The organism is Microcoleus sp. Pol12B4 (assembly GCF_036701385.1).
In the GTDB taxonomy this organism is placed as follows: Bacteria; Cyanobacteriota; Cyanobacteriia; order Cyanobacteriales; family Microcoleaceae; genus Microcoleus.
This window is the reverse complement of record NZ_JAUBQR010000144.1, coordinates 1-17,290: the sequence shown is the minus strand read 5'-3', so window position 1 is coordinate 17,290 and position 17,290 is coordinate 1. Positions and strand designations below refer to the sequence as shown.

14 protein-coding genes and 1 tRNA gene are annotated in these 17,290 nt (G+C 45.0%); 7 read left to right on the top strand and 8 right to left on the bottom strand.

Features of this window, described 5'->3' with window-relative positions; translation table 11 throughout:
• From QUA38_RS19180 to QUA38_RS19170, 3 genes are all read right to left on the bottom strand, one after another.
• Positions 1-640 (bottom strand): hypothetical protein (locus QUA38_RS19180; protein ID WP_333164509.1); only part of this gene is annotated, 640 nt, incomplete at its 3' end.
• Positions 618-4,922: an AAA domain-containing protein gene (locus tag QUA38_RS19175; protein WP_333164507.1), complete on the bottom strand. Its 4,305-nt coding sequence runs from the start codon at positions 4,920-4,922 to the stop codon at positions 618-620. The genes QUA38_RS19175 and QUA38_RS19180, both read right to left, overlap by 23 nt.
• Before the next feature lie 360 nt (positions 4,923-5,282).
• Positions 5,283-5,355, bottom strand: a tRNA-His gene (locus QUA38_RS19170).
• A 657-nt stretch (positions 5,356-6,012) separates the two neighbouring features.
• On the opposite strand from QUA38_RS19170, the gene QUA38_RS19165 reads away from it, so the two are divergent.
• From QUA38_RS19165 to cobA, 4 genes are all read left to right on the top strand, one after another.
• On the top strand, positions 6,013-7,539 hold the full coding sequence (locus QUA38_RS19165) for a serine/threonine-protein kinase (protein WP_333164504.1): 1,527 nt from the start codon (positions 6,013-6,015) through the stop codon (positions 7,537-7,539).
• Between the two features lie 193 nt (positions 7,540-7,732).
• Entirely contained in the window at positions 7,733-8,416 is a 684-nt protein-coding gene (locus QUA38_RS19160) for a manganese catalase family protein (RefSeq protein ID WP_333164503.1), read from the top strand.
• A gap of 380 nt (positions 8,417-8,796) precedes the next feature.
• A complete protein-coding gene (locus QUA38_RS19155) occupies positions 8,797-9,540 on the top strand; it encodes a sirohydrochlorin chelatase (RefSeq protein ID WP_333164501.1) in 744 nt (247 codons plus the stop codon).
• Positions 9,537-10,346: a uroporphyrinogen-III C-methyltransferase gene (gene cobA / locus QUA38_RS19150; RefSeq protein ID WP_333164499.1), complete on the top strand. Its 810-nt coding sequence runs from the start codon at positions 9,537-9,539 to the stop codon at positions 10,344-10,346. The genes QUA38_RS19155 and cobA overlap by 4 nt, the downstream gene beginning before the upstream one ends.
• Before the next feature lie 290 nt (positions 10,347-10,636).
• On the opposite strand, the gene QUA38_RS19145 is transcribed toward cobA, so the two are convergent.
• Positions 10,637-11,812, bottom strand: coding sequence for a homocysteine biosynthesis protein (locus QUA38_RS19145; RefSeq protein WP_333164497.1), 1,176 nt, complete (start codon positions 11,810-11,812; stop codon positions 10,637-10,639).
• Positions 11,813-12,011: 199 nt separating this feature from the next.
• Between QUA38_RS19145 and QUA38_RS29445 the strand changes: the two genes are divergently transcribed.
• The 3 genes from QUA38_RS29445 to QUA38_RS29435 are packed head-to-tail and all read left to right on the top strand — an operon-like array spanning position 12,012 to position 12,507.
• Positions 12,012-12,185 (top strand): hypothetical protein, encoded by a 174-nt coding sequence (locus QUA38_RS29445; protein ID WP_445305078.1) that lies wholly within the window; start codon positions 12,012-12,014, stop codon positions 12,183-12,185.
• Positions 12,178-12,282: a Uma2 family endonuclease gene (locus QUA38_RS29440; protein ID WP_445305077.1), complete on the top strand. Its 105-nt coding sequence runs from the start codon at positions 12,178-12,180 to the stop codon at positions 12,280-12,282. Before QUA38_RS29445 ends, QUA38_RS29440 begins: the two co-directional genes overlap by 8 nt.
• A gap of 15 nt (positions 12,283-12,297) precedes the next feature.
• On the top strand, positions 12,298-12,507 hold the full coding sequence (locus QUA38_RS29435; RefSeq protein ID WP_445305076.1) for a Uma2 family endonuclease: 210 nt from the start codon (positions 12,298-12,300) through the stop codon (positions 12,505-12,507).
• A gap of 97 nt (positions 12,508-12,604) precedes the next feature.
• On the opposite strand, the gene QUA38_RS19135 is transcribed toward QUA38_RS29435, so the two are convergent.
• From QUA38_RS19135 to QUA38_RS19120, 4 genes are all read right to left on the bottom strand, one after another.
• The gene (locus QUA38_RS19135) at positions 12,605-13,780 is read right to left on the bottom strand and encodes an AI-2E family transporter (RefSeq protein ID WP_333164494.1); all 1,176 of its coding nucleotides are present in this window, start codon (positions 13,778-13,780) and stop codon (positions 12,605-12,607) included.
• Between the two features lie 179 nt (positions 13,781-13,959).
• Entirely contained in the window at positions 13,960-14,577 is a 618-nt protein-coding gene (locus tag QUA38_RS19130) for a Uma2 family endonuclease (RefSeq protein WP_333164492.1), read from the bottom strand.
• Between the two features lie 162 nt (positions 14,578-14,739).
• The gene (locus tag QUA38_RS19125; protein WP_333164490.1) at positions 14,740-16,893 is read right to left on the bottom strand and encodes an O-linked N-acetylglucosamine transferase family protein; all 2,154 of its coding nucleotides are present in this window, start codon (positions 16,891-16,893) and stop codon (positions 14,740-14,742) included.
• A gap of 78 nt (positions 16,894-16,971) precedes the next feature.
• The gene (locus tag QUA38_RS19120; protein ID WP_333164488.1) at positions 16,972-17,160 is read right to left on the bottom strand and encodes a hypothetical protein; all 189 of its coding nucleotides are present in this window, start codon (positions 17,158-17,160) and stop codon (positions 16,972-16,974) included.
• Positions 17,161-17,290: the final 130 nt, after the last annotated feature.

Genomic DNA, 17,290 nt, shown 5'->3' with positions numbered 1-17,290 from the left:
TATCTAAATCGTCGCCGACGACATCGCAAGCAGAGACAATTTTGCCGTTTTCTGGGACGTGAATTCCTAAGCCGGAAGCTTGAATTAACGGCTGGATTTCTGCTATACTTAAATCCGCAAGGTCTGTAATTTTATGTTCTAGCGAGACTAAATCTGCTAAATCTGGCAAGTTGACCGATTCTGTCGCTAAAGGATCAAATTTAAAGGTAAGAGTTTGATTCAGCGGATCGGAAATGGCATAAATTGATTGAATTTGCGATCGACTAACTGCACCTTTCTCGAAAAAATCTCTACCCTGCGGGGCGATCGCAATTTGCCCATTTTCCGCCACCTCCAAGCTTTCCAAACTAACCAGAGTCGCCGCCGTAGTCTTCACAAAAATCTCGTCTAACCCCAGCAAATCCGCCAATTCCTTCAAGGTTGGCGCAGGTTCAAACTCAACGCCCGCGCGCAAAATGAACTCTTCCAACACGTTAAACTGGCGCGGTTCGCTAATCGCCACCTCCAGCGGAGTTTGGCGGATTGCAAAGCGGAATTGACGGGCCACCAACACTGACAAACCCGGATTTTGTTGCTCAATTTGTTCGGCTACCGAACTTAAATTCGAGTCTATGGGTTTAGTTGAGGACGCTAGAAACATCTACAAAACCTCCGCAGTGACGTACCGTTTTTGAAACTTCCTGATACATTTTTCCGACAGTACCTGTTTGTTGGGTAAATAAATCGTGGCAGCCGACAACAATCAGCAATTCTTGAGCGCGGGAAAATGCTACATTCACCCGTTCCGGTTCCTTAGCAAATCCAATATCGCCCCTAACATTATTGCACACGGTGCTGACAATAATCACAGGTCTTTCCATGCCTTGAAATATGTCAACCGTACCAGTCCGGATGCTCAAAGCAGGGAATCTTTCGCCTTCAATTCTGTCTTTAATTGCATTTAATTGAGCAGCATAAAAAGTGATAATTCCGATTTCTTTGGGTGCTTCACCGTTGGCAACTTTGGGCCGCCAAGCTGTGTCCATTTGTTCGCACAAACGCTCGATCGCATCAATCTCCTTGATATTCAACCGCGAAGTACCCTGTTTTTCCTCTTCAAACCCTTGTCCTATCGGCGTTTTCAGCCAGAGAATGTGATTATTTTCTTGAATGATTCTACCTGCGAGGTTGTGGGCGCGTTTGGTGTCAGCTTCCTGAATGCCACAGTTGAGTTTTTGCTGGTAAAACTGATTGATTGCACCCATGATTTGCGGGTGCATTCGGTATTGAGTTGTCAGCATTTTTTTTATGCTGTCGCTGGCTTTTTCAAACAATACTTTGAACAAAGATTGTTTGATGAAGCTAAGTTCGTCTCCGGTACAGCCGATGTCTTCGGCAATATCGTCAATCGTACTTTGATTAAACATCGGCGGTAATTGCCTGTGATCGCCCACTAATACTAACTTTCTGCCTTTCAAAGCGGGAATTAATAACTCTGGCGGAGTGCATTTGCTAACTTCGTCAATTATGACTGCATCAAAGCTGGGAAAGTTTTTAGTAAAATCGAAACTGGCAGCTTGCACGCAAGTAATGCCGATCACGTTGGCATTGTCAATATAAATTTGCTTTAAATCGTTGCGGTCTTTTTCTGATGGATTGCGGAGTTTTTTAATCCAATCTGTGACAAACGTTTGAGAGCGATTTAGTGCTGTTTCTTCTTGTTCTAATTTCCGTTGCCATGTTTTGAATAGACGCTTAATTTTGCTTAAAAAAGCTCCGCTGAATAATCCTGTATTCGGAACTTCTGGCTGGTATTGAGTCGGGATAGTTTGCCATGCGGACTCCCACCAATTTCTCTCGACAAGTAATGCTGCTGTCGGTTGTTGTTGTTGCAGTTGAGCATTAATTTCGCTCAATTCTGCTTGCAGTTGAGCGAGTTGCTGCTGCGAAGTTGCAGCCGCAGTTTGCAGCGGGGATAAATCCTCGTCAAGAGTTTTTTTGATTGTCTCCAAAACCCCAAAAGGGTCGAGGTCAGCAATGGATTTTTCAAACTTAATTGTGCTTGCTTTCCAAGCATCAACTTGCTTGACAAAATGCTGGGTTTGCTCCCAGATATTGGATTTTTGAACGAGATATTGTTCGGCTAAAATTCGCAAGTTTTCAGGTACATTTGGCTGTTGAACAATTCCTTGCAACAAATTAGTAACTTCGCTAATTTTTAAGTTGGCCTCTTGCTGCGCTGTTTCTACTTGAAGTTTAGCGGCGGATATTTGCTGCTGGTTTAAGGTTTGACCGATTTTATCTAATAATTGTTGCTGTTTTATAAGCTGCTGTTCGGTTTCGGTTTTCAGGGGAACCACGCACTGACGGGCATTTGCGAGGATACTGTGCAGCAATTCTTTGACCAGGCGATCGAAGGTAGCCTGGATATGATTTGGGTGCAAGGATTCACTATAAAATTGTTGAATGCTACCTAAGAAAGTGCGAGCTTTTTCTAGGATAAATTTGCGCTGACTTTGGCTGACTTGGGAATAGCTGGCGAAATCTTTGGCTAGTTGCTGCCATTGCGTACGATCGCCCGCAGAGAGCACGATCGGCGTTTGACTCAAATTTAGATGCAAAAACTCGCTAAACCGGAACTGTTGCCCTTGTATGTCCTTAAAACCTGCGCTTTCTTCGTGGGCTACCGCCTTTTGCAACCGATCCAAATCGGGCAAATTGATTTTGCATTTGGGCGGCACGATCGGCAATTTGAGCGATCGGGCAATTTTCAGCAATCCTGCGGGCAATTCTACCATATCATCGGTCAGCATTGCGCCCGTTTCCCAGCAAGATTTCACAACTTCATAGAGCCCCGTATCCGCCGTCTCGATCCACTGTGCAACGGCGACAACAACTGCTGCAATTTCCGCTTTTCGCAGTTCCAAATTCTTGATTTTCTGTTCGAGATTGTGGCGGTGTGTCTGATTTTGCCGATCGCCCAATTCGAGTTGATTCACAGCCTCCGACATCTGCCGCGACACCCGCAGCGACTCTGCAACCGCCGACATAGCGTGACAAACATCATCAGCGCGGTCGAATGCCGTCTTAAATTCCGATATTTGCGCTGCTACAGTTTCCTGCAGCCAAACCGCAATCCCAAACGCGCCGCAAGCAGGGCGATCGAAACCTATTTGAGTAGCATTGCTAGCGGCAATCCGAACATTTGCTATAAAGTTTTCTACTAAAACATTGCCTTCTGAATAGGGTTTTAGTCGGGGCATAAACTCAGCCACTTCTGGAGATTCCCAGTTGACATTAGGCGCATCCAACAGATTTTCTAAACCACGAACTAGAGATTCAATCTCGCTTTTTTTGGTTAAAATCAGTTCATAATCTGCTGCTTGCTTGCTGTACTTTTCCTCAATACTTGCTTTACTGTCGTGCAGGTGTTTGAGTTCATTGAAAAAATCTTTTTCGGCGGCACAGTAGGCGGTAAATCGCTCTGATTCTGCCACCAACTGGCACAAAGATTTGACATTAGTTTGGCGCTGCGAGAGCTTTTGTTCGCAGTCAGTCGCCGTATTTTGCAGCCAAGTGCCGATCGCATTTTCCTCTAAAAACGGCTGTCCTTCTTCCTGCACCTTATGAGCTTTTCCCTTCCGCAAAGCCCGAATCGCCGGATTGTGAACTAACCGACTCAAAGCATTGTCTACAGCCAAATTTGCTTGCGAAGCAATGAGCGTTTTGCCACCCTGACGAGCAATTTGATAGCAAATCTCCGCAATCACAGTCGTTTTGCCCGTTCCCGGCGGGCCTTGAATCAAAATTAAATCCCGCGCCGAAAGCACCGTTTCTACGGCAGCAAGTTGATCCTCATTAGCATTGCGATTTAATAAGTTTTCCAGATCCAATTTAATCAATTTATCGGGCATTCGCGCCTGAGAAGAGTCGAATAAAAACTCACTCAAATAAGGATTTTGAGCGCGGCCATCTGTCAGCATTTTTAAAGCTTTTTTCTTGCGTTCGATCTGACTGATATCGCCCGCCGCCTCAAAATACAAGAATCCTTGTTTGGGCATTTGATATCTGCCACCCGCCATGCGATCGCCTAAATCAACATCTAACTTAATGCGTAATTTACCATGTTCAAAGTCAATTTCGGCGATGCTACCTAATGTCTCTCCATCTCGGCTGCTTCTGCTTCCGGGCGGCGAATCAAACAGAATAATTTCTTCATTTCTGGCTTTTTTCAGCCTTTCGCGAAAGTCGCCCAATTCTAAGGAATTTTCCTCATAGCCGTCAAGAGTTGCGGAATTACGTTCAATTTCAAAAGTGACGATTTTAAAGCCGGAACCGTAATTATGACCGCGAAAAGGCACGCAAAATTGACGCGCTTCCGCAATGCGTTTTTCCACATTTAAAAAAGTATGCCAAACTTTTAGTTGTTCCGTCGTTGGTATGTGTCTGTCGTCCCAAAATGGCATTTGTTGGACGCGGGCGATCGACTTTGCAGGAATTGGTGAGCGACTGTTAGCCAAAAGTCGCAACTGAACCGGCAAAGAATACCCATCTTTCCTTCCTCTGGGAACCGCCACCAAACCAGCATCCAGCAGTTTTAAACCGCCAATTCCGTCTTCACAGCGTACAGTTGCTAACAACCGCAAAGTGCGATCGGCTTTTTGCAAAAATTGGGGTAATTCAAAATCATCTCCATCCGTAGCAAGGAGCAATTCCCAGATTTCTTCTTCAGAAAATCTCTCATTTACCTTTTGGCGGCGCACGTAGAAAAGACTGTGGGATTTGCCGGCAATCTCAGACATCAGAATTTCCGCACGCTCTCTGCATTCCCAATCGCAATATTTCCCTAAAGCCGCTTCTCCTTCTATATCCCGAATAAACTTATTAATTGTGCGATCGCCACTAAATTTATATCCCCAATCTTCTGCTACTAAAGACGGCATATTTTGATTTTAGATTTTAGATTTTAGATTGGATTTAAGATTAGCACATCGGAACTTGTGCCGACACATTGGTGTCAACTAGAGCCTGCAACCCCTGATAAATCTGGCTTTTTGCTGAGTCTAGATCCCCCTAAATCCCCCTTAATAAGGGGAGTAGGGGTTGACTTTGATCACGCTCTTGTCCCCCCCTTATTAAGGGGGGTTAGGGGGGATCTAGACCTAACTGTCAAACAGCAGACCTATACTACTTTTAACGTTAAGTGGACACAAATGATACCGACAGAACGGCTAAATCCCAAAGATTAAGGTTTGCTGAAGCCCACCCGGAGGCGATCGAATTAAACTGTTTAGAATCAAAAGGGCGAATGATGGGAATTGAACCCACGAATGGTGGTACCACAAACCACTGCCTTAACCACTTGGCTACACTCGCCATATCTTTTGTAACTATAGCATCAGATCTCAGCACAAGTCTAGGGGTAGGGCAAAAATATTTTGAAATATTTCTGAGCGTCCCTCAACCGGACAGATCGATTATGCCTCAAGTTCCAAGCACAGTAAGACTATAGCACAATTTTCGCTCTGTGCGATCGGCCTGTGCGAGCCTCTTCGAGGGCTTCGCCAACGGCAATTATCTCGCCCCCAGCACTCATGCGGCGTGGGTTGGGCAGCTCTGGCAGCGTCCCGATTCGGCCAAGCGCATTAAAATAGCCTTATCAGCCCAGGTGCATCTAAATTTTACACTCCAGTTTGATAAAACTCACCTCTGGCACAATTCTCAAGAACAGGCAAGATGCCTGTTCCACAAAGAATGAATTTCTTTTAGGGTGGGCTCTTCTAGCCCGCCCCTAAAAGCCTTATTGAGAATTGTGCAACATCTCAGAGGAAAGCTTGTGGGGTGTCCCGCCCACCCGAAAAATACAACGCCAGAAGCGGGACAGCGTATCCCACACTGCATGAGTTATCAACCATTCTTCTTCTCTCTCTTCTCTCTTCCCTATTCCTTCGCGTAGCTTCGCATCTTCGCGCTTCGTTTAAAAAAAAGTCTTGTCCGCAATCTAAAATCTAAAATCTAAAATCTAAAATCGATATGAGCTACTGTGTCAACCCAGAATGTCAAAATCCTCAAAACTCCAACACCGCCAAATTTTGCTTAAACTGCGGCTTTAACCTGTTGCTGAGACAGCGATATCGCCCGATTCAACTCTTAGGTAGAGGCGGATTTGGTAAAACTTTCCTAGCAATTGATGAAGACATCCCATCTCTACCCCGCTGTGCAGTCAAGCAATTTTATTTTTACGACCGTGACCCCGAACTTTTCAACAAAGCCGTTGAATTATTTCGCCAAGAAGCCGTCTGTTTAGACGAACTCGGAAAACACCCGCAAATCCCCACATTATTAGCGGGATTTGAACAAGAAGGTCATATTTATTTAGTTCAAGAGTTTATAGAGGGATCGACTCTTAAACAAGAATTAGACAAGAGTGTCTACGATGAAGAGAAAGTTTGGCAACTGCTGCAAGACTTACTGCCCGTGCTGCAATTTATCCACGAGAAGCGCGTCATTCACCGCGACATCAAACCTGAAAATATTATCCGCCGCCAATCGGACAACAAACTCGTATTGATCGATTTCGGCATTGCCAAACTGCTGACTGATTCAGCCCTACTCCGTTCAGCAACGCTCATTGGCAGTCAAGATTATGTAGCTCCCGAACAAATGCGTGGCAAAGTATTTCCTGCTAGCGACCTTTACAGTTTAGGTGTTACTTGCATTCGCCTGATGACGCAAGTTCCTCCCTTGGATATGTACGACTGCAACAACGAGCGCTGGTGGTGGCGCGAGTTTCTCCCCAAAGCCACGAGTATTAGCGACGAGTTAGGTGAAATTTTAGATAAATTGTTGCAAACTCGTCTCAATCAGCGGTACAGTTTTGCTACGGAAGTTTTGCAAGATATCCAAGCAGCTTTAGATATTTGCGATCCAAATTTGCTTTCGCCCAAAAAGCCGATCGCTCCTGCTCCCAGTAATAGCGACAACTCAACTGATCTCAGCGCCCTACAAACTTCTGATTCTCCGATTTTACCGACAAAATCCGTCGCCAATTCCGCAGAAACTTTTTCCTTATCTGTTACTTCAAATCTCGACCAATCTCTAATTTCTGCACGGGGAGTAGATTGTACCAAACTGCGGGATTTTTTGTCAAACAAAAAGTGGAAAGAAGCCGATCGCGAAACTTGGGTTCTGATGTGTCAATCTCTTTCCCAGCAACCGGGAACTCAGCTAGAAATTAGCCAAATTTACCAGCTACCCTGCGAAGAATTGCAAACACTCGATCGCCTGTGGCTGCACTACAGTCAAGGTCGGTTTGGCTTCAGCGTCCAAAAGCAGATTTATGAAAGCGTTAAGGGAGACTATATCAGATTTTGCGATCGGGTCAACTGGCAAACCTACAATTCTGCTAATACTTTAGGGCAGATTAAATTTACTCAGCAAGCACCAATCGGACACCTCCCCTCTCGCAGTTGGGTTGGCGGCATTCAGTGGCTGCGGCATCTCGATGCCCTGTCAGCAAAATTAACCGAGTGCGACAATAATCCTGCTCCTAAATTGTAATTTGGTCTACCGACTCAGTAAGTAAAATTTCATATTTAAACTCTACCTGAAAGCAGAGAAATTTGTCGAGCTAGATGTATCCATCGACCGAGGCTCGGTGCGATCGTTTGTCGCACAATGGATTAAGGCGAACACAGATAAAGTCTGCGATCTTTGAGACTTTAACAACAGAACTAAAAAGAGGTACCGATCCATGTTTTTTCATAAAAAAGAATTAATGGCTGCCGTCACAGTAGACGAAGCAAACCCCCGTTTTGCCCAATTGCTGCTAGAACAGTTTGGCGGAGCAACAGGAGAACTCACAGCAGCTTTGCAATACTGGGTGCAGTCATTCCACTGTGAAAATCCAGGGATTAAGGATATGCTTCAAGATATTGCGATCGAAGAATTCAGCCACTTAGAAATGGTGGGCCAACTCATAGAAATGCACACCAAAAACGTTGACCAAACAGAAGCTTACAAAAGCACATTGTTTGCGGTGCGCGGTGTAGGCCCACACTTATTGGACAGCCAAGGTCAAGCTTGGACAGCAGCTTATATCAACGAAGGCGGGGATGTGGTGCGCGATTTGCGCGCTGATATCGGTGCGGAAGCAGGAGCTCGCCAAACCTACGAAGAATTGATTAAACTAGCACCGGATATGGGAACGAAAAAGACGTTGCAGTTTCTGCTGACTCGCGAAATTTCTCACACTCAAATGTTCATGAAAGCTCTGGAATCGCTGGGTAAACTCACCGATCCGATGTTCGGCAACATTCCGCCAGATAACACCGTAGATCTCTACTTTAACTTGTCAACAAATGGCAAGGATGAACGCGGCCCTTGGAACTCGGAACCTACTTTCAAATACATCGCCGATCCCGCTCCAAAAGGTTAATTTGAGAGTTGTTTAGGGTGTGTGGCTTAGAAGATTTAAGCCCACTATTAAGTAATTTTTAAGCCGCCCGCCTTCTTTTGTAAGGTGGGCGGCTTAGAATATTTAAGCCCTGTGCGTAGGTTGAGTTGAGGAACGAACCCTCCGTTTCACTCCGCCCAACATTTTCGCTACAATTTTCCTTAATTGAACCGTATTGATTTTTAAGCCGCGCACCTTCTTTTGTAAGGTTGCGGCTTAGAAACTTTAAGCCCTGTGTTGAGTAATTTTCTAGTCACGCACCCTAGGATATCGAACTTTTGTGTTGAGGATTTTTTAAGTCACGGGCCCTACGGTGTTATAATTATTTGAAATCCCGATCGAACATTAACATCAAATCTATATTGAAATTGCGATCATCGACCTATTTATTAGTTTCTCACGGCAGCCGCGACCCCAGACCCCAACAAGCTTTGGAAAACCTAGGTCAACTGCTGTCTCAAAATTTGGCTGACTCATTCCCCGCAGTCGCAACCGCCACCTTAGAACTAAGCCCCGCACCGCTGCACGAACAAATTTGCAGTTTTGGCGATCGTACCCTGTCGCTGGGAGTGACAGAATTGCAAATACTGCCTGTATTTTTATTGCCGGGAGTTCACGTCGCCGAAGACATACCGGCAGAGGTGGAAATTGCCCAAAAAGCTTTTGGTGACAAGCTAAAAATTGAATTGCGCCCGCATTTAGGTTCCCAGGAAGCAGGCTTAACAAAATTGGTAAAAAGTCAGATGGAAGAGGTGACTTTTCTCCCCAATCTGCTATTGCCAAAATGGATTTTATTATCTCACGGCAGCCGTCGCCCCGGAGGTAACTCGACAGTCGAGGCAATCGCCAGCCAAATCGGTGCACAGACAGCTTATTGGTCGGTAAAGCCAAGTTTGTCAGAACAAATTGACAGTTTGGTTCATGGTGGACAGCAGCAAATAGGAATTCTGCCATACTTCTTATTTAATGGAGGAATTACAGATGCGATCGCCAAAAATGTCGCACAGCTAAAGCAGCAATTTCCTGCGGCGGAACTTCATCTCGCAAATCCTCTAGGCGCAAGTGTACAATTAGCAGACTTAATTGGGAATTTAATTCAAAAATGAACCGCAGAGGCAAAGAAGAGGTAAAGGAAGCAAGAAAAATGTCTTTAGGCAAAGTGTATTTAGTAGGTGCGGGGCCCGGAGATCCGGGTTTGATGACCTTGAAGGGAAAAGCTTTGTTAGAGTGCGCGGATGTGGTCATTTACGACGCTTTAGTCAGCCCTCAAATTTTGGCAGTAATCAACCCCCAAGCAGAACGAATTGATGCCGGAAAACGCAAAGGGCGTCACTCGTTAATGCAGGACGAAACTACTCAACTAATGATAGAAAAAGCTGGAGATAATGCGATCGTAGTTCGTCTCAAAGGCGGCGATCCGTTTATCTTCGGTCGCGGTGGCGAAGAAATGGAAGAGTTGGTAAAAGCTGGAGTGTCAGTAGAAGTCGTCCCCGGCGTAACTTCTGGGATTGCGGCCCCTGCTTATGCGGGAATTCCTTTAACACATCGATCGTACAGTTCTTCTGTCACCTTTGTCACCGGTCACGAATCAGCGGGAAAATATCGGCCGGAAGTAAATTGGCAGGCGATCGCCCGTGGCTCGGAAACCATTGTAGTATACATGGGAATCCACAATTTGCCTTACATTATCGGCCAGTTAACAGATGCAGGATTGAGTGCAGAAACGCCAATAGCGTTAGTGCGCTGGGGAACGCGGCCGGAACAAGAAGAATTGATCGGGACTTTGGGTACAATTGTAGAGCAAGTTGAGGCGATCGGATTTGCAGCACCTGCGATCGCGGTAATCGGAAATGTTGTCAATTTGCACTCGATATTGTCTGGCTGTCGGCCAGTTTCTCAGACTGTAGAATAAGCTGGAAAATTGGGTCAGAAGCGATCAAATTTCGATCGCTTTGATTTCGCTCCCTCTAAGGTGCCTCGCCAGCGGGGAAAATCGCACCCTTAATGTCATTCCGATGTCATTCCAGTACGCATCAATGACATATTTACAGCATATTCCATGTAGGTGTAGATCGCAAGAAACCCGGTTTCGAGCAACAGAATCAGTAAGGATGCGAGAACTGTAAAGAAACCCGGTTTCTGAGGTGTATTTTATAAACCTGGAATACGCTGTATAATCCGTGATTTTAGTTTAGCGAATGTCTATTCCAGCCTCACTTGGGCCCCCCACAAATCTTGCGGGAGAAATACTCTGTCGGTGGGTAGGGGAGCAACTGGGGCCGTGAGGGTAAATTGACCCGCTTCAATTTGCTGCTTCAATTCCAATGCTACTTGCCGGGAGAGAAACATACTCGCAAGGGGGGCTGCCCGCACAGGTTTGCCCTCTATCAGGATGCGGCCAGTCTTTAATTGAGCATAGCTGACTAAACCGAATGTGGGACGAACGCGCCGGGGGATAGAGAAATCTACCACCGGCGCTACTATTTTTTTGTCGGATACTGCACAGTGGGCGACGACTGTTTCGTTTAAGACTGGAAACGGGATGCCGACTCCCAGCATCAGAGATGGGCCGTAGTTTTTGAAGTAGCAGCCGCGCACCCATTTGGAGTTCATCTGTTTGGCGTCGCCGATTAGTGCAAGGGTGGCGGCCGGGCCGATGGGGGTGCGGTTGGGCTGGCGTTTTTGCAGGGGGAAGTGCTGGGTTCCTTCCCAGGTGATGTAGCCGGTGGCGCCTCCTAGGAAGATGCGGGTGCCGATGCCGATGGTTTCGAGGTCGGGGTCGTTGAGCAGGGGAGACATGGCTCCAAGGTTCGAGTAGACGGCGTTGCCGAGGTTTGGTTGCAGGGGGCCGAGGTAGGTGAACAGCGGGCGATCGCCTCCATTGACGCCAACAATAAAGTTTTGATATGCGTTCCGGGGATTGAATAGATAAAACTGGTTGATTGTATCGCGGGTAATCGTGGTTTCAAAGGAGGCGCGGGGGTAGCAGTCTGTTACTTGCCCCAAGGCTCGCAACTGCACGGGTTTGCCGGCAATCAGGTCTTCGATGACGTGTCCGCCGCCCCGTTCGCGGGATTCTTCGCCGTCTTCGGCTACTTGGGTGGCTCCCAGGTACAGGTCTACTGCCCCGAAGCCGGAGTAGGCTAAAACGCCGTCCAGCCAGCATTGGCGGATTTTTATCGGCGGATCGGTATGGCCGAGGTTGATGATTGCACCGGAGGATTCCATCGGCTCGAATGTGCCTGCGGTAATCACATCGACTTCTTTGGCTGCTTGGGTAATGCTGGTTTCTTGAACTCTAGTTTTGAGTTCTTCGATTGTCCACACTGTGGCTTTGCCCTGGCTGATTTTATCGTTGATTTCGTCGATCGATCTCATATATTTTAGATTTTAGATTTTGGATTTTAGATTTTGAATTGATTGATTTTGGAGTAATTTTGATTTTGGATTGACTTTGGATTGATGGAATGTCGATCGAGCGAATGCTGTTTGGGCGATCGACCTCGGTTTGATAACACAGCAAAATGCTATAACAGATATCAGGATTATATTATAAATAAAATAAAGATCGATCGCCATGAATCAAGCGATATTAAAACCAGTCACCTTCGATGAATTTATTGACTGGTATCCTGAAAATTCGGTAAACCGTTACGAACTGCACAATGGAACTGGATACGATCGTTTTGGACAGGTAAGGGACGGACAGCGAACCGAGATGGAAAAAGGAATCTATCATTACAATGGGTAGTTCTGCCCGGCTAATTGTCGAAGTTGTTAGTACCAATTGGCGGGATGATTATGGCTATAAATTGGTTGACTACGAAGCTTTGGGCATTTCTGAATAATGGATTGCGGACTATTTGGGACTTGGCGGGCGACGCTATATTGGCAACCCCAAACAACCTACTTTTTCTGTTCACCATTTAGTTGACGGTGAGTATCAAGTCAGTCAGTTTCGGGGTAGTGAGAGGGTTTTGTCGCCCACAGTTGGGCAGTTAAATTTGATGGTTAAACAGATTTTTAGCGCTGACCGAGATACGGTAGAAAATGGGAGGCTTGAAGATAGTTAGTTGAGGGTATTTGTACCACATCTTTTCTCAGTTGGTAGTGAATACTTCTGTCCTCTAACTGGGAATGAAGCAGGACAGAAGTCATTATGAACCTTAACTATTGATTTTCAGGAGCCTCATTTTCAGCCGGATCGGGGATGTCTGGTTTCTGTTCTGGTAAATATTTTTCTGGGAGGCTTTCGGCGACTCCTATAGATTCATTTTTTTCATGGATAGCAGAATCGATTGCTGCTAAGGTTTTAGGGCTGGCACTCCACTGGTTTAGAATATCTTTAATTAGGGCTTCCCTAATCCAAACTTGAGCTACAACGGTGAGGGGGAGAGCTAGCAATAAGCCTAAAAATCCAAAGAAGGTCGCGAAGAATACTTGAGCTATTAATGTTACTGCTGGCAGCAGTGATACTTGCTGTGCCATGACGTAGGGGGTGAGGACGTTGCTTTCAAACTGTTGAATTAGAAAGTAAAGGATTAGGACAAAACCTGATTGTAAGGGAGAATCTAAAAGTGCGATCGTCATTGGCGGAATGACGCTTAGGGTGGGGCCTATATTGGGAATTAGGTTAAGAAATCCTGCTACTACAGCGTGAGCTAGCGGTAGGGGGACTTGCAAGACCGACAAACCAATTAAGCTCAAAAAAGCAATCACACTCATGCTAATGAGAGCGCCGATGACCCATCGGCCGAGAGCTATTTCGCATTCATCTAAGATGCCATCGACTCGTCGTCGATAAAAAGAGGGAAATAGTTGGATGAATGCTTGGCGGTAAGATAGAGGTTCTGCTAATGTCATCAAGGTCAAAGCTATGACTAGCAAAAAGCTGAGAATAACGCCTAATGTGTTGCCGACAAAGGCTCCTGCACCGCCGACGAGTTGGTTGAATAAAGGTTGCAGTTGTTGCATGATGTCGTTAACATCAAGATTGGGCAGCCGCTGACCAAATTGTCCTGAAAAGCTACCCTCAAATTGATCAATCCACTGATTTAATCTTTCTATTCCTTGAGGGGCTCTTTGGGTAAGTTGTTGAAACTGTTGGGTAAAGGGCGGTACAATTATCAGGAATAAGCCTACGAATACGAGGATGAGGAAGCTAACTGATAAGAGTACAGCGATCGATCTTTTGAGTCCGAATTTTTGCAAGTAGCGTGCTAGTCTGTTTAAGGCGGTGGCTAAGACGACGGCGGCAAACAGCAACAGTAGGGCCTGCCTGATTTGCCACAGGATGTAACAAGATGCGATGAGGGCTAATAAGCCCATCCACTGTCCTAGCTTCATTAGATTTTAGATTTTAGATTTTAGATTTTAGATTGAGGAATAGGGTATTGGGAATTGCTGCTTGGTAATTGTTCAGCAGCCCAGAAGCGATGAATCGCATCTCTATAAGATACCTTAGATGCGGGCGATCGCATCTTTAATCAGATACCCCTACTCGGACATCAGCATAAGCAGCCTCCTCAATTCCCTTTTGCGAACACCTGCTGCGCTGTCAGCTTCAATTCTGGGAAAGTTGGGGACTCAATACCCTCGCCGCCTTTGAACAGTTTGACTTGGTATTCCCCGTCAATTAGTTGGTAAACCGAAAAAGTAGGTTGTTTGGGGTTGCCGATGAACCGTCTGCCGCCCAATCCTAGATAGTCTATAATCCAATATTCTTGAATACCCATTGATTCATATGCCTCAAGCTTTAGGGCATATGAGTCACCCCAATTAGTGCTAGTTACCTCGACGATTAGGGGGACTGATGAACCCATTGTGATAATTGATGATTTCTCCCATCGCGGCTCGTTTCCAATGGTTTGTTCGTTAAGTACAATAATATCTGGTTCATATCCCGATTCCTCGCGCATGGGTTTGATGACGCATTCTTTGGGGATGAAGTAGGGCAAATTGAGACGCTCAATCTCTATTCCGACTTTCAGTGCGGTAAAATCGGCCACTTTAGAATGTTTACCTGTTGCTTTTGGTCTCTCAACAATTTCTCCATTGTGTAATTCGTAGCGGTGTTCTGAATTTTTAGGATACCAGTTAATGAATTCATCGAATGTTACTAATTCAGGTATGCTTTGAATCATGGTGAGTGCCTCAACTTTGGTTGCGATTGTTATGCTGGGCCGGAATTGATAGAGGAAATTGACTGTTTTTAATATCCTCTTAACATTAAAAGTGGTGCCAGTATTCTGTATATATAAGAACTTAGCGAGCACTAAAAATTAAATTAATTTATCAGAAAACAATTATTTAAGTCTTTCTAGAACAATTTGTTGATAAAAATCCTCTAAAGCTGTCACGCAAACTTTATCGTCAAACAGAGCATCTTGTCGCTGACTCATGCGTTGTGCAATGTCTCGCCGCCACTGTGAGTCTAGACCTAACTTGACAGAAATTTGAATATATTCCTCTTCGTTTTGGGCAATTGTGTCTGTTACTCCCAGCATTTTTAGAAAGCTATAAGCGTGAAGTCCCCGCATAAATTCTCCCGGACAGGTGACTATGGGTAAATTGCAAGCGATCGCCTCTAAAGATGTATTTCCCCCCGACCAAGTAAAAGTATCTAAGAAAACATCGGAAAGAAAGTTAATTGCTATGTACTCTTGTCGAGTTGGAATTGCTCGAAATAGACAGTAATCTTCGCTGTCAAGATTAACACCAGCAAAAGCACGCTTGAGCCGTTCCTGCAGCAGTTCGCCGCGAGGAAATATAAACTGAGCTTGCGGAACGCGGCGGGCAATTTCTGCGAAAATAAAATCATATTGCGGTAAGTATTTGAAAGGAGCTTGGCAGCATAAATAAATTACTGCATCTTCTCGGAGGTCAAAATCTAAGCGACTGTTGTTTAATTTACCGACGGTTGGTTTTGGGTAGGAAACGCCAATATTAGGCAACTTAATTAAGGTTTCTGAGTAGTGCAATTGTGCATTTTCCGGTTCCATCAATTCACTGGAAATAAAATAATCAATCGTCGGTAAACCAGAGGTTACAGGATGTCCCCACGCCGAACATTGCACGGGGGCAAGGCGCAAAGCTGCTATTTGTATAGTTGGTGCGTCCATGCCGATTTCTGGGAAGACCAAGATATGCAATTTGTCATCAATAATTTGTTGACATACGGCTTCTAGGTTGTGAGGAATGTGGTGAAATCGATCGCTGTATTGGCGAAATTGTTCTGTAATTGGGTCGGGATCGTTACCCGTGTAGTAACCGTAAATTTCAAATTCTTTATGGTTGCAATAACGCAACCAGCCAGTTAACCATAAAGTGCCACTGTAAGAATGCAAATAACTAGAAATATAACCGACTCTAATTTTGCCATTTTCCAGCAGTGGAGGCATTGATTGTGGTTGCACCCACTGCGGATAGTTAGCGGCCATAACTTGATGGACTAAATTAGCATACTTTGATTGCGATTCCACAACATTGTGAGCCTGATATGCTAGGTAAAAATTAGTGAAACTACTAAAACCCCGCAAAGCATTAATTTTGTCTTCTGGAGTTTTTAGGGAGGTTTGCTGAATTAATTTTTCTAATTTGAGGACAAATCTTTCCCTGTAAAATTTGATTTCATCTGATGTGTTATAAACAATCGGCAAGGTTAAGTGTTTAAAGAGTTGAAAAACATATTCATTCGGCAGTATTTTCGTTGCTATTTCTGCACTTGATATAGCTTCTTGAGTGCGTCCGTTTTGCTGGAAAATTTTGATGATTTGAAAGTGCAGTTGTCCTGCTGTTGGGTAATGGTGGATGCCTGATTCAATAATCACGATCGCTTCTTCGATTCTGTTGAGGTTTATTAAACACTCGCTTAAGTTACCATACAGTTCTATATCTCCTATCTGGGATACTAAAAACCTTTGATAGTGCTTAATGGCAGCTTCGTATCTTCCTTGACGATAGAGTTTGTTGCCGAATTCTGTCAACGCTAATGCTTGGGAATCAACAGTTATATCGCTAAGTTGTTCCTGTTCCACTACTGGAATTTCTGCGTTTCCAGACTCTGCTATTGCTTGGTGATTTTCCGCATTCAACTTAATTCGATATTGAATCTGTGGCAAAATATCCTGCCACTGGCTTCGATTGAGGTTTTCCAATAAAATAATTTCTGGTTCGCAGCTAGTATCTAAATCTTCTTCCATGAAAAGATTCATCACAATCGCTGATAAAATTAAATTGGCATCTAACTCTGATTTTTCTAAAGGTTCGCTCACATCTATTAAAAGAGTTAGAAAATCGCTATCGCGATGACTTACCAGACTCTTAATAATTAGTTCTAACTCTAAATAAAGAGATTCTTCTGGTTGGTTCCAATCAGGAAAAATCAGCAAATTTAAGGGTTTCAGATTTAAGGTGGCTACATCCATGTGATTGTCTGTCTCATCTATATTGCTGGGCATTGAGGGGTTTTGGTGTGAGTCCTCGATCGCACCTGATTAGATTTAACTCGTCTTTGGGGGTGATGCGCACTTAAGATCCTACCTCGGCTGTTGGCGCGATCGCCAGCCGAGGATGGCAGCTAGGATGATACTGGGAGAAAAGACGGCGATGAGGGCGTTGAGGTCGGTTGAGGGTATGGATAAGGTGGGGCCTGCGTACTTGATGGCAAGGGAGAGGGCGGCGGAGAGGGAGAATACTTTGAGGATGGGGCTGATGTTGGTGTTCATGAAAGGGCTGGTTGGGCGATCGGTTGGATGAAATGCCTTTCCATTTTATAATACAATACTTCGGACAGTTTTTAAGCAGCGAGAGTACCATAGGATAGGACTGACGGAAGGTTAGGGTGATTTAAAATTA

Excerpts from the sequence above, each read along its gene's own strand:
- QUA38_RS19175 (WP_333164507.1), bottom strand. The coding sequence starts at position 4,922 with ATGCCGTCTTTAGTAGCAGAAGATTGGGGATATAAATTTAGTGGCGAT.
- QUA38_RS19165 (WP_333164504.1), top strand. The coding sequence starts at position 6,013 with ATGAGCTACTGTGTCAACCCAGAATGTCAAAATCCTCAAAACTCCAAC.
- QUA38_RS19160 (WP_333164503.1), top strand. The coding sequence starts at position 7,733 with ATGTTTTTTCATAAAAAAGAATTAATGGCTGCCGTCACAGTAGACGAA.
- cobA (WP_333164499.1), top strand. The coding sequence starts at position 9,537 with ATGAACCGCAGAGGCAAAGAAGAGGTAAAGGAAGCAAGAAAAATGTCT.
- QUA38_RS19145 (WP_333164497.1), bottom strand. The coding sequence starts at position 11,812 with ATGAGATCGATCGACGAAATCAACGATAAAATCAGCCAGGGCAAAGCC.
- QUA38_RS29445 (WP_445305078.1), top strand. The coding sequence starts at position 12,012 with ATGAATCAAGCGATATTAAAACCAGTCACCTTCGATGAATTTATTGAC.
- QUA38_RS29440 (WP_445305077.1), top strand. The coding sequence starts at position 12,178 with ATGGGTAGTTCTGCCCGGCTAATTGTCGAAGTTGTTAGTACCAATTGG.
- QUA38_RS19135 (WP_333164494.1), bottom strand. The coding sequence starts at position 13,780 with ATGAAGCTAGGACAGTGGATGGGCTTATTAGCCCTCATCGCATCTTGT.
- QUA38_RS19130 (WP_333164492.1), bottom strand. The coding sequence starts at position 14,577 with ATGATTCAAAGCATACCTGAATTAGTAACATTCGATGAATTCATTAAC.
- QUA38_RS19125 (WP_333164490.1), bottom strand. The coding sequence starts at position 16,893 with ATGCCCAGCAATATAGATGAGACAGACAATCACATGGATGTAGCCACC.
- QUA38_RS19120 (WP_333164488.1), bottom strand. The coding sequence starts at position 17,160 with ATGAACACCAACATCAGCCCCATCCTCAAAGTATTCTCCCTCTCCGCC.